Source organism: Bifidobacterium sp. UMB1197 (assembly GCF_030217745.1).
GTDB lineage: Bacteria > Actinomycetota > Actinomycetes > Actinomycetales > Bifidobacteriaceae > Bifidobacterium > Bifidobacterium vaginale_B.
The window spans coordinates 293,136-307,533 of sequence record NZ_JASOOL010000001.1 but is presented as its reverse complement, the minus strand read 5'-3'; the positions used below and the strand labels follow the sequence as shown (position 1 = coordinate 307,533).

The window sequence follows — 14,398 nt, the reverse complement described above, 5'->3', positions numbered from 1 at the left end:
AACCGAGGAGAACCAGCCGCGCTGAGCAGCAAGAGATAAACTTACACCAAACCAGACTCAAAAGCAAATCACCCCCATACCAACAAGCCAAAACCATTGAAACAAAGCCAAAACATCGGCGTGTTGAAAATATATGCGTGTTATATATAGGTATATGAGAAATAGCGAGAATAACAGCAAGAAAAATAGCAAGAATAACGCACACCGCCACATTGTTGTGTTAACAGGCGCGGGAATATCTACCAGCGCGGGCATTCCAGATTTTCGCGGTCCAGATGGAGTTTGGACCAAACACCCAGAGCAAATGAGCGTTTACGACATAGATGCGTTTTTAAGCAGCGAGGAAGAACGCGTGTACTCTTGGCGCTGGCAAAAGGAGTCGCCTGTGTGGAATGCTCAGCCAGGAACAGCACACAAATCGCTAGTAAAACTTGAGCAAGCTGGAATGCTGGACTTAATCGCCACTCAAAATTTTGATGCACTTCACGAAAAAGCTGGAAACAGCCCAGATATTGTAGTGAACTTGCACGGAAGCATTGGAACATCTCATTGCATGAGTTGCCACGCAAGCTACAGCACGGCCGACATTATGCGCGATTTAGACGCACACCCAGACCCACATTGCAGGCGCGCGCTGCCATACCGCGGAAATATGCCTTGCAACGGTCTTATAAAAACAGACGTTGTATATTTTGGAGAAGCTCTGCCCGAAGGCGCAATGGAACGCAGCGCACAGGCGATTATGCACGCAAGCGAGCTGTGGGTTATTGGATCTACGCTAGAAGTGTTTCCAGCTGCAAGCCTTGTGCCGCTAGCCGCTCGCGCAGGTGTGCCGATTACAATAATGAACCTGGGCGCTACGCAATACGATTATTTGGCAGAGCGCATAATACGCGAAGATATTGCAAAGGCTCTGCCAAAGTTGGTGGACGAAACTATTGCAAAATAATTATTGCAAGCTAACAGCGATTCCTTCCCAAGGCGAAAGCGTGCCATTTTTAAGCGATTTAAGGGCATGATCCGCACTGTAGGTAGAAATCATCACATCATCAGACGATACGCCGTTAGAGGCGATATTACGCAACAATTCAGCACTTTGCGCAGGTATTGCTACAGATGAATCCGTCATATTTATCAATACGAGCAACTTCTTTACAGAAGCGCAAGGCAAATCGCAAGCAGCCGCGCTTGAGGAATTCGCGGACTCCTCAAGACCCGCCTCAACTGCATTACATGCATTACCATTCTCACAAGCCTGCTCAACCTGCCTAATAAACGCGTAAACACACTCGTCATCCGCATCAACCAAATTCCAAGAACCGGCCGAAACAACAGGCTGCAAATGACGCAACGCAATTAAACGCTTGTAGAACGAGTAAACGGAATCCGAATCTTCCATCTGCTCCGCCGCGTTAATGTCTACATAATTAGGATTCACGCTAATCCAAGGCTGCGCATTATTTTGCGACGGAACATTAAAAGGCATAAAGCCGGCGTATTTAGACGCATTCCACTGCATTGGAGTTCGAGAATTATCGCGACCGCGCTTTGCGAGCGCATCCATCATAGACTCCGCAGACTGAATATGCGCCTGCTCTACGCGCTGCTTAAACATGTTAAGCGCTTCCAAATCGCGATACTGCTCGAGGCGAGTAAAGTGCGCGTTTGTCATGCCAATTTCTTCACCCTGATACACGTACGGAGTGCCGCGATGCATGTGAAGAAGCATTGCAATCGCCTTAGCGGAAAGCACGCGCATTTCATCACTAGCCTCGCTGCCCCAGCGAGAAAGCGCACGCGGCTGATCGTGATTATTAAAGAACAGGCTAGCCCAACCAACATTTGCCACAGCCTGCTGCTGATCTGCCATTGCGCGCTTTAATGCCGTCAACTTAAGAGGAATAGGATTCCACTTAGTGCCATTTGCGCAATCAACATTAACTTGATCAAACAAGAAGAGCATGTCTAGCTCACCATTAGCAGGATTTGTAATATAGGTGTTTCGATGTGCGGAAATTCCAGGAGCCTCGCCAACAGTTAAGAAGCCTTCGCGACCCTTGAAAACCGCCTCGCGCATCTCGCGCAAAAACTCGTCTAAGCGAGGGCCATCGGAGCAGAAGAAATACGGCGAAGAGTAGCCGTCGCTGCCTGCAGGCGCATCTTCAATCTGCGAACCATACTCCCCAGGCAAACGCCCTTCGCTATCTACACGCTTAGAAATTTGCGTAATCACATCCATGCGGAAGCCGTCAATTCCGCGATCCATCCACCAATTCATCATCTTGTACACGGCAGCGCGAACCGCAGGATTTTCCCAATTTAAGTCTGGCTGCTTTGGTGAGTACTGGTGGAAGTAATATTCACCACGCTTTGGATCGTAAGTCCACGCGGAACCGCCGAAATACGATCCCCACTTGTTTGGCTCCGCACCTGGCTCTCCAGGCACATGCCCTTTGCGCGCTGGCCTCCACCAATACCAGTCTGCGTAGTCGCTAGAAGCATCCCTTGAAGCCTGGAACCAAGCGTGCTCGTCGGAAGTGTGATTTACTACCAGATCCATAACAACTTTAAGTCCGCGCTTGTGTGCGCCAGCCAGAAGCTCGTCCATATCTTCTAGAGTGCCAAAAAGTGGATCAATATCTTGATAATCGGAAATATCGTAGCCGTTATCGTCTTGAGGAGACTTGTAAACAGGGCTAAGCCAAAGAACGTCAACGCCTAAATCAGCTAAATAATCAAGGCGCGATGTAATGCCCTTTAAATCGCCGATTCCGTCGCCGTTGGTATCTTGGAAGCTTCGCGGATAAATCTGATACACAACTGCATTTGCCCACCAAGGGTTTGGCGTAGCGCCGTTTGATCGTACGGATTGCGGCAAGTTAGCTCTGTCAAAAGTAGTCATTTAAACCCCATTAATTTTGATTATTTGTTGCTGATTATTTATTGCTGATTATTTACAACGTTTACAATTCTATACTTTAGCTATCTTTGGATTTTAGACGTCTCTTTTCACAGCCCATTTAGGTAATCCATCATGTCAGAAGCAGTATGTGATTCATGGGTAAATTCGCGATTTTGAACTTGCTTACGAGCTTCATTGTTTTTATTTTCGATAGCTTCTTCAATATACTTTTGAAGTTGTTCTTCGAGTGATTGATAACGCTCAAAATCTTCACGGTTAATAATGAAGTACATTGGTTGATTATTTTTTAGCACTGTAACTGGCATACCAGAACTCACCTTGGCAAAAGCCTGTGCAGATTTACCATTACTAAAAGCACTAATCGGAACCATAGTGCTTATTGGAGCGACTGTAGTCATACGCTTTACCCTAACTTTTCTATAGATTTATAGACAATCCATGCACATACTTAATACATGTATATTTACTATACTTTTTACAAGTATATATTAAAGTTGTTATACTTGTAAATGTTATAGTTAAAAGAATACAAAAGCGGCCCGAAGTAGAATCGCGAGCCGCGGCTCCTTACTTATTCATTTCATGATTCTATTTTGTGCGAGAGTTTGTGCGGGAGTTTGCGCGCGCAAAAAAATCGCTTAAAATCTGTGCACACTGCGATTCGCAAACGGACCCAAAAACCTGCGGATGCGAGCCAATATGAGGGTCTCGCAAAATATCCCAAACAGATCCACATGCGCCAAGTTTTGAATCCCAAGCGCCAAAAACAACGCGGCTAATATGCGTTTGTAAAATCGCCCCAGCGCACATTGGGCATGGCTCCAAAGTAACAACAAGCGTACAATCGCTAAGATTCCAAGACTTACGCGCATCTGCCGCCTGCCTAATCGCAAGAACTTCTGCGTGAGCAAGCGGATCCGCGTTTTTCTCGCGAAGATTAGAGCCGCGGCCAATAATCGCCCCAGAGCTATCTACCACAACAGCGCCAACTGGAACTTCTTCGCAATCGGCAGCAACTTGCGCAAGCTGCAATGCTTCTTGCATGAATGACGTATAGTTGCACACACTAAAAGTCACATTAACCCCGACGAGATATTATGAAGAGCAAACCAAGAGCGAATATCGCCAAGTTCTTCCATATGAACTGCGTGATCAAGGCCGCGGTAGCGCTTCTCTTCCAGCCACGTATGCTCCTCAAGCCATGCTGCAGCCGCCGAAAACTCGTAAGGAGCAATAACAGCATCATCCAAACCGTAGCCAAAGAAAACAGGCGTATTAAGCTCGGCAAGAACATCGTCGTTAAGCGAAATATCTTTGGTAATATTTGGAGCCACAAAGCCAGAAAGCGCAACAGCTGCGCGGTAGCGATCTGGGTTAAGCCTAAGAACATGAACCGCTAGAGCAGCGCCTTGCGAAAATCCAAAAGGCACAACAGCGCGGTCTTCGGGCACATTTGCTGCAACCCACTCGTCGATTGCAGCTGCAGCAGCATACATGTCTCGATCCAGGTCTTGACCTTGCGGAACGGCATCGTGGAACCAGCTGTAAGCGCCTTGAGCTAAGCGAAGTGGAGCACGTAAAGAAATCGCATCGTTATAGGGTGCCACAACGCGCAGCAAATCAAGCAAATCATCCTCATTTGACCCCCAACCATGCAGTAGCAAAAGAAGAGGTCTTGTGGCATAAGCGGCAGCCTCGCCGCGAGAATACTGAGCAACGCTTACATGCAAATCTTCGCCAAATCTGCCTGGAACAACACTTGATTCACGGCCAGCATGCAGGCCATTTGAAGCATCAGAAGCATTGTCTTCGCCGCCAAAATCGCCGCCGCCAAAATCGCTATCGTCGAACTCGCTGGAGATCACACCGTTATGATTAGTCATACTTACAGCATACGGCACAGCTTTGGCATTTGGGCTAGGACTCAGTCCACATAAAAATTTAACCCCGACCGTTCAAGTCGGGGTTTAAATTTAAAGGAAAAAATATGAATAAGCTTTCGTGAAATACCTTTTAAGTTTTTCACTAATATTATGAAAACACATAATTCTTAGCGCTGCTAGTGAACTAGCTGATAACTTCCTGAAAGTTTTCTACTTTTCCTCTGATTTTTCTTAGGATTAACGCTGATTATCGCTAATTAATGCTAATTAACGCTGATTAACGCTAGTCATCCAAATTTGCGCGATAGAAATTCTCGTAAGACCTAGAAGGAGTTGGACCACGCTGACCCTGATAGTGAGATCCGTTAACGGAAGACCCATAAGGATTCTGGCAAGGCGAGCTGAGCTTAAAGAAGCACATCTGGCCAATCTTCATGCCTGGCCACAACTTAACTGGCAAGGTGCTAACGTTTGAAAGCTCCAGGGTAATATGGCCTTCAAAACCTGGGTCAATAAAGCCAGCTGTGGAATGAGTTAAAATTCCAAGACGGCCAAGAGAGCTTTTACCCTCTAAACGCGCAGCAATCGTAGAATCTAACTTCACATACTCCCAAGTGGAGCCAAGCGCAAACTCGCCAGGATGCAAAATCCAAGGCTCATCTGGCGCAACTTCAAACTGCTCAGTCAATTCGCCTTGATTTTCCGCTGGATCAACGTACGTGTAGGCGTGATTGTTGAATAAGCGGAAGAATCGATCCAGCCGAACATCAATCGACGCAGGCTGTACCATTTCTGGGGTCCATGGGGTCAAATCAATATGACCCTCTTCATGAGCTTTGAGAATGTCGCGATCAGACAACAGCATAACGTCAAATCTCCTTGCGATATTGCGTAAAAACACATAAACACACTTATATGCCAAGTGTAGCGCGTGCCTAGGTCGACGCAAACATTACGCAAACATTACGCATACATTGCAGCAGATGATGCAACTTTGCGTTTAGCCATAAAGCGCAAAACACACTTTCTTAGCTCCGAAGCAATAAGCACAACCATTGAAAGTCCAAGACACTCCACCCACTCCATAAAATCGAGTGGAACTGTGCCAAATGGACCATTAAGGAATGGTATATAAATTACAGCAAGCTGCAACACTACGGAAACTGCGATTGCACCCCAAAGCCAACGATTTGCAAACAAGCCAACAAACACGCTTTGCAAATGCGAGCGAGAAGCCAAAGCGTTAAGCATTTGAGCAAACACAAGAATAGTGAAGCCCATTGTGCGCGCGTGAGTCATTTGGGCAGCATGAGTCAAAACAGTTGTGGAGCGGTCGGTAAACAATCCGCCAGCCAAATGCATGTCCATGCCAATCAGCGTTATAGCTGCCATAATCACGCCAATAAACACAATGTCTCCCCACATTGGCTTATCAATAACGCTATCTGTAAGTCTTCGCGGACGCCTATTCATAACGTCATCCGTTTGAGGATCAACGCCCATTGCAAGCGCAGGAGCAGCATCTGTAAGCAAATTAATCCACAAAAGCTGCGTTGCAAGCAAAGGCAAAGTTACGCCTACAGAGTTTGGCTGCGTAATTCCCAAAGCGCCAGCAAACACTACGCCACCAAACACGGTGAACACTTCGCCAACGTTGGAGCTAAGCAAATATCTCAAGAATTTACGAATATTGTCAAAAATTCCGCGGCCTTCGCGCACTGCTGCGACGATTGTAGAGAAGTTGTCGTCTGCCAAAATCATCTTGGCAGATTCCTTGGTGACTTCCGTACCCGTAATGCCCATTGCAACGCCAATATCTGCCGACTTTACAGCAGGAGCATCGTTTACGCCGTCGCCAGTCATAGCAACAATATTGCCCTGCCTTTGAAGCGAGGAAACAATCGCAAGCTTGTGTTCTGGAGCAACTCGCGCATACACACTCACTTTGCTAATTGCATCGTCGAAAGCAATATTGTCGTCGTCTCTAGAAAGCAACTCGTCAAGCTCATCGCCAGTAAGAGCATGCTCATCTTTTCCAATAATGCCAAGGTCGCGAGCGATTCGAGCAGCTGTAAGCGGGTGATCGCCCGTAATCATAACAGTTCGGATTCCAGCACGATGCGCTTGAGCAACACTATCTCGAACTTCGATTCTAGGAGGATCAATAATCGCAACCATGCCGTTCCAAATTAAATCGGACTCCAAAACGTCGCTTTGCTCGGCAACATCTGCGATTTGGCCAGCAGCATTAGAAACCATGCCTGGAACTTTGGCTAGACTATCTACGCCAAGCGGCCTATACGCCATTGCAAGCGTGCGATAAGCTTCGCCAGAAAGCTTTTCCACGTTTGCAAGAATCTCTTCGCGGTCTCCTTCTGTAAGCGGGCGAACAGCGCCAGCCACTGCGATTCGCGTGCAATAAGAAAGCAAAACATCTGGAGCGCCTTTTGCACAAACAATAAGATTCCCAGAATCCGAATCGTCTTTAACAACCACAGACATGCGTTTGCGCTCAGACGTAAATGGCACTTCCGCAACACGGCTAAGATGCGCATAACGCTTATCTGCCTTAGTTTTTCGAGCTGCAACAATAAGCGAAACCTCGGTAGGGTCGCCAACTGGCTGCCACGCGCCAGACGCTTCATCGAGATGCAAATCGCCATCGTTTGCTAAATACCCAGAGCCGAGAGCGCCAATCACCTCTGTAGCCAGCGCTGGAGGAACCGCCAAATCCGCATCTAAAGAACCAAGCAAAACCATACGCCCATCTGGCTTATACCCACTACCCGTAAGCTGCACTTGGCCGCTAGGCGTTATAACACGCTCAACAGTCATCTCGTTTCGAGTTAGAGTACCCGTTTTGTCGGAGCAAATAACGGATGCAGAGCCAAGAGTTTCTACAGACGAAAGCTTTTTAACAACAGCATGATGCTTTACCATGCGCTGAACGCCCAAAGCAAGAACAACCGTTAAGATAGCAGCTAAGCCTTCTGGAACAGCAGCAACAGCAAGAGAAACGGAAAGAAGCAAAGAATCTATAACGTCTTCAATGGTATGGAAGCCTTCAAGCGCCCACATAGAGGCAAGCACAACGGCCGCAATAATACACACTGCGATTCCAAGAACCTTAGATACGCGAACCATCTCCTTCTCCAGAGGAGTGGCTTCTTCTTGCGCACTAGAAAGCATATCTGCGATTTTTCCAACCTGAGTTTTCATGCCCGTAGACGTGACGATTGCGCGACCAGTTCCTTGCGTTACGGCAGTGCCATTAAACACCATGTTTGTGCGGTCTGCCAAAGACTTTGGCGAAGCTAGAGTTTCTGGGCGCTTGCTAACGGCAACCGATTCTCCCGTAAGACTTGCTTCCGCAACTCGCAAAGAAGCGGCTGCAATAAGCCTTGCATCTGCAGAAACAGCATCGCCTTCGCCAAGAACCAAAATATCTCCAGGCACAACATCCGCCGTATCTATGCGCATAACTCGCCCATCTCTAAGAACGGACGTTTGCGGAGCGCTCATTTTTGCCAGCGCCTCAACCGCTTCTTGCGCACGCGACTCTTGAATATAGCCCAAAACTGCGTTTGCTATAAGAATCACGATTATAACTATTGAGTCAAATGGCAGAATCTCTCCGCCACTTTCGCCGCCATGTTGTGCGCGCTCAACAAACCATGCAATCGCAGAAATAATTGTGGCCGCTATAAGCAAGTAAACAAGCGGATCTTTAAACTGTTCGAGGAACCTCTTCCACGCTGGCGTTTTAGGAGCACCAGCTAGAGCGTTCGGGCCAAATTGCGCGAGCCTTCTAGAAGCCTCATCACTGCTTAGACCAGTAGAAACGTTTACGTTAAGCGCATCTGCAACACTTTGTGCGTCTTGCAATGACGGATCTTTGGATTGATCGCTTTGATCAACCATATTTTCCCCCTTGGGAGCGCCGCGGAGTAGTCAACAATCAAGATTTATGCAAAGTTGACTCAAAATCTTGATTATTGCGCGGTTGTGGATTATTGCAATAACAATAATTTGCAATATTAAGTACCGTTCTATTATGCCACATAAAGCGCCAAATACTAATGACTTACTAATACCTTATTAATGCCTCGGGGGCATGTGAGAATAGGAATATGGCTATGAAAAAAGGACCGACCAAGGGGTCGGGTGGAAAACATCGTAATGCATTGCGCGGCAAAGGGCCTACACCTAAGGCAGAAGATCGCGTTTACCATAAAGCTTATTTCGCCAAAAAAGCTGCGATTAAGCGCACTTTTGCAGATCCGCGTTTGGCGGCAAGACGCAGAGTAGATAAGTTGGGCACAGATAGCGATGAGTTGGTTATTGGGCGAAACGCAACTCTTGAGGCTTTGCGCGTAGGCGTTCCTAGCACGCAACTTTATGTGGCAAATCGCATTGAGCACGACGATCGCACGCGCGAAATCGTTAAGCTTGCTGGCATGCAAGGCTTGCGACTTTTGGAGGCAGATCGCCTAGAGATGGATCGCATTGCCCACAGCACTAATCATCAGGGCATTATTTTAAAGGTGCAGCCTTATCAATACTATTCTCTGCAAGAGCTTGTTGATCGCGCAGAAAAGAAGGCTCGCGCTATGGAGGCGGCGGATTCTGCATCTGCACGCATTAACGCACGCCCGTTGTTTATAGCGCTAGACGGCGTTACCGATCCGCAAAATCTTGGCGCGGTTATTCGTTCCGCAGCCGCTTTTGGCGCAAATGGCGTAATTTTGCCTGAGCGCAGGAGCGCATCTGTTACTGCTGCCGCTTGGAAGGTTTCTGCAGGCGCTGCAGCGCACTTGCCTGTTGCTCGCGTGGTGAACTTAAACAAGGCGATTCAAGGTTTGCGCGAACGCGGATGGTACGCGATTGGCCTGGACGGCGGAGGAGACAAGCTCGTTGGCGAAACTGGCTTTGAAACCGATCCACTTGTTGTTGTTCTTGGCAGCGAAGGCAAAGGCATGAGTCGCCTAACGCGCGAAGCTTGCGACGCCATTGCTGGAATCCCAATTTCTAACGCCGTTGAATCGTTGAACGCATCCGTTGCTGCTGGAATCAGCTTGTATGCTGTGGCTAATGCGCGTAGGCTTGCCGCTTTAAGTCAAAATTAGCAATTGTATTGCGATTAAGAGTATTGCAATTAAGAGTTAACGGTAATGCGGATTTTAAAGCTACGCAATTTATGTAATTCGCGCAATTTACGCAATTCGCGCAATTTACAAAGCTCGCATAACGCGCGCACATTGGCACTGCTTTTAGCTTTTGTTTTATACATTGCGATTATTGCAATCGTAATGTGTTTCCACGAACCTTGGTTTGATGAAGCTCAAAGCTGGCTGATTGCGCGCGATTCACCGCTTGCAAGCATTTTTAGCGTTAGACCACATTACGAAGGCCACCCTCCTTTTTGGAATCTTTTACTTGCGATTGCAGCCAAAAGTGGCGTTCCATACGAGTTTGGAATTAAGGGAATTCAGCTGGTTTGCGCAAGCTTACTTGGCGCGTGGCTTATTTTTAAATCGCCTTTTAAGCGTGCGGGCAGCCTTGCAACTTTTCTTATTCCTTTTACTTATTTTGCTTGCTTCCAATACGGCGTTACTTCAAGACCGTACGCTTTGCTTTGCTTGAGCTTGCTAGTGGCTGCACATTATTGGAATAGTGCGGATTCTAAGACTTCTAGCGCTTGCAAACTTGCGATTAGCCTTATGTTTATGTGCCTGCTTAGCGTGTATGGAATCGCGTTTGCTGCAGGATTTACAATTGCGTGGATTTGGCGAGTTTTTAGCAAGAATATTGGCAAGAATATCAGCAAAGACATTAGCAAAGACTGTAGCAAAACTCTTAATTTTAGTGCCGTTTTTCACGCGATTAAAACAACAATCTCATCAAATTTGGCACGACTTATATCTTGGGGATTAATCGCCATTTTTGGCGTTGCAAACCTTGCTCTTGCATGGCCCGCGCCAAACGCCTTCGCCACACGCGCAACGATTGATGGCAATTCAAATATCGCAAAATTCTTTGCTTTTATATTTGTAATGCCTTCCGAAAGCATGTTTACAAGCTTTTATGGCGATGTTTCAATGCGAAGAATGCCTTTTGACTTTTGGCCAATCGTAGTATGCACTCTGTTTAGCCTTGCGATTTGGGCATTTGCCATTAGAATCACCATGCGGCGAAAACTACTTGCCGTGCTTATAATGCCCTATTTTGTTCTTACAATCGTAGCTGTGCGCTATTTTACGCTTCATCACGCAGGCCTAATCTTTGTGTTTTTGCTTAGTGTGCTTTGGATTAGTCACATAAAAGAGCCGCTTAGCAGCAAGGATATTCCTACGATTTTTGTTAAAATCATCCCTAATAAATTCAGATTTATAAAAAACAAAGCTTTGAAAATCAACGTGCTAATTTCAATAATACTTGCCCCAAGCCTAATTTGGAACGCGTTTGCTTGTGTAAACGACATTCTGTTTGACTATTCGCCTTCCAGGGCTGTAGCGCAATACATATCTAGTAATCACTTGCAAAATAAGCGTTTTGTAGCATCTTGGCTCCATAATTACGAGCAAGTTGACGAAAGTGGAAACGTTATTTCGCACGAAGAAAGCGACACTCACCAATATTCGTGGCTTTTAGTGGGCGCAAATCCTTATTTTTCTAAGAATCTTATAGACTGCGCTTACAAAAACAAGACTTTTATAACAAACGAAAGCTCGTCTGCAAACCAGCAAGAAAAAGAGTTGGCGGCGTGCGCTGCAAAAGGCGAACCAGAGTTTTTTGTTAGCGAATCCAGCCAGCCGTGGTACTACTTCTTGGCATTAAACTACAACATTTCGCATTACAATGCGCATGCTGTTTCTAACGTTAAAACGTCTTGGAAGGCTCTTGTTTGGGAAAGCACTGCCACTATTTACGAGCGCAAAGCACACATAAAATAGGACTATAGCAGCTCAATCTTTGGATGCTCAGCTCTAAACTCGTTTGTGTGCGAATCGCTAGCATACCCAAGAGCAAATCCAGTTAAAAGCTCCATGTTTTCTGGAACATCAAACTCCGCGTCTAACGGATCTCGCCAAGTTGCCAAAACTCCAAGTGGGCAAGAGTCAACGCCTAAATCTTTAGCAGCAAGAAATAGCGTTTGCAGCATAAGGCCAGCGTCCATTGCAGCAAACGGCATAAAATCGCGCCTAGCTAAAACAAAGCCAATAACGGGCGCTCCAAAAGCCTCAAAATTCCTACGCGTATGGGCGTTCCTGGCTGCAAAATCGTGCCTTTCGATTCCCAAATGCGAATATAACGCTAGACCAAGTTTAGCGCTTCGCTGCTTTAGATCATCAGGGTACGGCCTTGCAACAGGAACGTCGCCATTAGGCGCTGACTCTTGAGCAAACTGAGCGCGCTCAGATTCACTCAAACTCTTATCTTTGGCCTTAAGCATTGCATTGCACTTATCTAAATAAGCTTTTACAATGCTGTCTTTTTTGCTGCCTTGTGCAATCGCAAGCGCATAAGCCCTTGTGTTACTCCAGCTTGGCGCAAGAGAAGCGGTGTGCAGTATTGACTCTAAAACGTTTTGCTCAATCGGCTTGTTTAAAAAGTCGCGTGCAGAAAACCGCTCCGATGCAAGTTGGCCAAAATCTTTGTAAGTCATGCTATCAGTTTACCAGAAACCGAATGGATCAAAAATGCCGCCGTCGTCGGAATCGTCGTCTCCGCCTCTAGGAAGCTGATCCAAAGAATCGTCGTCGTCATCCGAAGAACCGCCGCCGTCACCCTTTTGACTCTTATTTTGCGAAGAATCAGGCTTCTTGTTGCTGCGCCTTCTTAGCGAGCGAGGGTCTTGGCGAGTTGCACCATTAACCGCAGCTTCTTCTTGATTAAACTTAACAGTTAAGTTGACGGTTCCGTTTCCACGAACAACCGTTATTGTTGCCTTATCTCCCAAAGCTGTAGCGCGCACAAATCCAAGCAGCGAGTAGTTGCTTGTAACCGACTTGCCATTAAACGCTACGATTGTATCTCCAGCGCGCATTCCCGCCTTTGCAGCAGGAGCGCCAGGCGTTACAGACGCCACTTGAGCACCGCCACGCGTAATGTTATTTTGCGTTACGTTTACGCTTTTAACCATAATTCCAAGAGCAACGTGCTTTACAGAACCATGCTTAATGATCTCGGTTACTACGCGCTTAACAAGGTTGGAAGGAATAGCAAAGCCGATTCCAATGGACCCTGCTGTGCCACCTCTTGCAGAAGTTGCTGCAATAGACGAGTTAATGCCAATCACTTTTCCAGCAGCATCGAAAGTTGGGCCGCCCGAATTGCCTGGGTTGATTGCTGCATCAATTTGCACAGCGTTTGTAACGATTTCGGAACGACTTTGATCGTCCATAACGGAAACTGGGCGATTAAGCGCAGAAACAATACCCGTCGTAGCCGTATCGTCGTATCCAAGTGGATTTCCAATTGCCATTACTGGCTGGCCAACTGCGAGCGCATCCGAATCCGCAAAATCAACTGGCTTTACATTATTTGGCAAACCGTCTACTTTAAGCACAGCCAAATCTGTTGTTTTATCGGTTCCAACAAGCTTTGCCTTGTAAATCTGACCGTTAGAAAGCGTTACTTGAAGCTGCTGCATGCCAGCAATAACGTGGTTATTTGTAACAACATGACCCTGCTTGTCGATTATTGCGCCCGAGCCTTTGCTCATGTTTTTGCTGTTGCGTGCCTGAATAGAAACAACGCCGCCAGAAACGTTTTTAGCAACCGAACGCCAATCTGGAGCCTGGCCGCCCTTTACTACGGCCGTTCCTTTTGAATGGCTTTGCGCTCCAACGTCTGCAAGTGTTCCTGCGCCTGGAATAGGAATCAGGCCTTGAGTAAGAGCAAATGCCATTACAACAACGCATACAATGGCAGAAATAATAGACGAAACGATTGCCACCGTAATTGTTGAGTTTTCTTTAGATTCCGCCCTAAATCCGTGCTTTTTATAAACCACATTTGGAGTTTGGAGTGGATTCTGGGATGAATCTTGTGCTGGATTCTGGGCTAAATCTTCGGCAGGCTGATTTTCTGCAATATTATCCGCACTATCTGCATTATCCGCGCTATTTTCGCCACTGTTATCCGTGCTCAAATCGTAAGGATTGCCGAATCTAGCTCGCTTTTGCGCGTTATTATTATATGGATCACCATATGGCAAGAACGGATTATCTAAATCGTCACTATCTTTCGAATGCGCATAATCACTACTGTTTGCGCTATTTGCTCCACTTGCATCACTTGCATCACTTGTGCCGCTTGCACTGCCCAAATTACTCGCGCTGCTTTGCTCTTGATTTTGCAACGATTCGCCAGAGTTATTTACATCACCCTCGTCTACAGGGCCATACGCTCCGTATTCTGGAGCTGGTCGATAAATCTGCTCTGAATTCGCCTGATTTTCCTGCGCACTTAGCGGCTTCGATTGGCTTTGTGAAGCATTGCCATTTTGCTCTTCACTAGAATCGTAGGCCTTGGAATCGTAAATATCGTCAGCCATTAATCCTCCTTAAATCTTTTACAAAGCATACTC

Annotated in this window: 11 protein-coding genes; 3 read left to right on the top strand and 8 right to left on the bottom strand. The window is 46.7% G+C overall.

The window, feature by feature from the left end; translation table 11 throughout:
- The first annotated feature begins 154 nt into the window (after nt 1-154).
- Nucleotides 155-949, top strand: coding sequence for an SIR2 family NAD-dependent protein deacylase (locus QP420_RS01290; RefSeq protein WP_481616343.1), 795 nt, complete (start codon nt 155-157; stop codon nt 947-949).
- Here QP420_RS01290 and QP420_RS01285 read toward each other — a convergent pair whose 3' ends face one another.
- The 6 genes from QP420_RS01285 to QP420_RS01260 form a co-directional block, all read right to left on the bottom strand.
- Nucleotides 950-2,902: an alpha-glucosidase gene (locus QP420_RS01285; protein WP_481616342.1), complete on the bottom strand. Its 1,953-nt coding sequence runs from the start codon at nt 2,900-2,902 to the stop codon at nt 950-952.
- 107 nt (nt 2,903-3,009) lie between these two features.
- Nucleotides 3,010-3,321, bottom strand: coding sequence for a type II toxin-antitoxin system Phd/YefM family antitoxin (locus QP420_RS01280; protein ID WP_415688685.1), 312 nt, complete (start codon nt 3,319-3,321; stop codon nt 3,010-3,012).
- A 190-nt stretch (nt 3,322-3,511) separates the two neighbouring features.
- Nucleotides 3,512-3,967, bottom strand: a complete 456-nt coding sequence (locus QP420_RS01275; protein WP_481616341.1) for a nucleoside deaminase — start codon at nt 3,965-3,967, stop codon at nt 3,512-3,514.
- A gap of 29 nt (nt 3,968-3,996) precedes the next feature.
- Complete coding sequence (locus QP420_RS01270) at nt 3,997-4,806, bottom strand: alpha/beta hydrolase (RefSeq protein WP_415695827.1); 810 nt, start codon at nt 4,804-4,806, stop codon at nt 3,997-3,999.
- Nucleotides 4,807-5,089: 283 nt separating this feature from the next.
- Nucleotides 5,090-5,671: a dCTP deaminase gene (gene dcd, locus QP420_RS01265; protein WP_060786601.1), complete on the bottom strand. Its 582-nt coding sequence runs from the start codon at nt 5,669-5,671 to the stop codon at nt 5,090-5,092.
- Between the two features lie 98 nt (nt 5,672-5,769).
- Nucleotides 5,770-8,727 carry a cation-translocating P-type ATPase gene (locus QP420_RS01260; protein WP_481616340.1) on the bottom strand — a complete coding sequence of 986 codons (2,958 nt, stop codon included), beginning with the start codon at nt 8,725-8,727 and terminating at the stop codon, nt 5,770-5,772.
- Nucleotides 8,728-8,936: 209 nt separating this feature from the next.
- Here QP420_RS01260 and rlmB point away from each other — a divergent pair, with 209 nt between their 5' ends.
- Together rlmB and QP420_RS01250 are read left to right on the top strand one after the other, a co-directional pair.
- Nucleotides 8,937-9,932, top strand: a complete 996-nt coding sequence (gene rlmB / locus QP420_RS01255) for a 23S rRNA (guanosine(2251)-2'-O)-methyltransferase RlmB (protein ID WP_415688678.1) — start codon at nt 8,937-8,939, stop codon at nt 9,930-9,932.
- A 45-nt stretch (nt 9,933-9,977) separates the two neighbouring features.
- Nucleotides 9,978-11,759 (top strand): ABC transporter ATP-binding protein, encoded by a 1,782-nt coding sequence (locus QP420_RS01250; RefSeq protein WP_481616339.1) that lies wholly within the window; start codon nt 9,978-9,980, stop codon nt 11,757-11,759.
- 2 nt (nt 11,760-11,761) lie between these two features.
- Here QP420_RS01250 and QP420_RS01245 read toward each other — a convergent pair whose 3' ends face one another.
- Together QP420_RS01245 and QP420_RS01240 are read right to left on the bottom strand one after the other, a co-directional pair.
- Complete coding sequence (locus QP420_RS01245; protein WP_415695833.1) at nt 11,762-12,472, bottom strand: nitroreductase family protein; 711 nt, start codon at nt 12,470-12,472, stop codon at nt 11,762-11,764.
- A gap of 9 nt (nt 12,473-12,481) precedes the next feature.
- Nucleotides 12,482-14,365 carry a S1C family serine protease gene (locus tag QP420_RS01240; protein ID WP_481616338.1) on the bottom strand — a complete coding sequence of 628 codons (1,884 nt, stop codon included), beginning with the start codon at nt 14,363-14,365 and terminating at the stop codon, nt 12,482-12,484.
- Nucleotides 14,366-14,398: the final 33 nt, after the last annotated feature.

What these genes read in the sequence shown, in the direction of transcription:
- QP420_RS01280 (WP_415688685.1), bottom strand. Translation starts at nt 3,321, where the DNA reads ATGACTACAGTCGCTCCAATAAGCACTATGGTTCCGATTAGTGCTTTT.
- QP420_RS01245 (WP_415695833.1), bottom strand. Translation starts at nt 12,472, where the DNA reads ATGACTTACAAAGATTTTGGCCAACTTGCATCGGAGCGGTTTTCTGCA.
- QP420_RS01290 (WP_481616343.1), top strand. Translation starts at nt 155, where the DNA reads ATGAGAAATAGCGAGAATAACAGCAAGAAAAATAGCAAGAATAACGCA.
- QP420_RS01260 (WP_481616340.1), bottom strand. Translation starts at nt 8,727, where the DNA reads ATGGTTGATCAAAGCGATCAATCCAAAGATCCGTCATTGCAAGACGCA.
- QP420_RS01240 (WP_481616338.1), bottom strand. Translation starts at nt 14,365, where the DNA reads ATGGCTGACGATATTTACGATTCCAAGGCCTACGATTCTAGTGAAGAG.
- rlmB (WP_415688678.1), top strand. Translation starts at nt 8,937, where the DNA reads ATGGCTATGAAAAAAGGACCGACCAAGGGGTCGGGTGGAAAACATCGT.
- QP420_RS01270 (WP_415695827.1), bottom strand. Translation starts at nt 4,806, where the DNA reads ATGACTAATCATAACGGTGTGATCTCCAGCGAGTTCGACGATAGCGAT.
- QP420_RS01250 (WP_481616339.1), top strand. Translation starts at nt 9,978, where the DNA reads ATGCGGATTTTAAAGCTACGCAATTTATGTAATTCGCGCAATTTACGC.
- QP420_RS01275 (WP_481616341.1), bottom strand. Translation starts at nt 3,967, where the DNA reads ATGCAAGAAGCATTGCAGCTTGCGCAAGTTGCTGCCGATTGCGAAGAA.
- QP420_RS01285 (WP_481616342.1), bottom strand. Translation starts at nt 2,902, where the DNA reads ATGACTACTTTTGACAGAGCTAACTTGCCGCAATCCGTACGATCAAAC.
- dcd (WP_060786601.1), bottom strand. Translation starts at nt 5,671, where the DNA reads ATGCTGTTGTCTGATCGCGACATTCTCAAAGCTCATGAAGAGGGTCAT.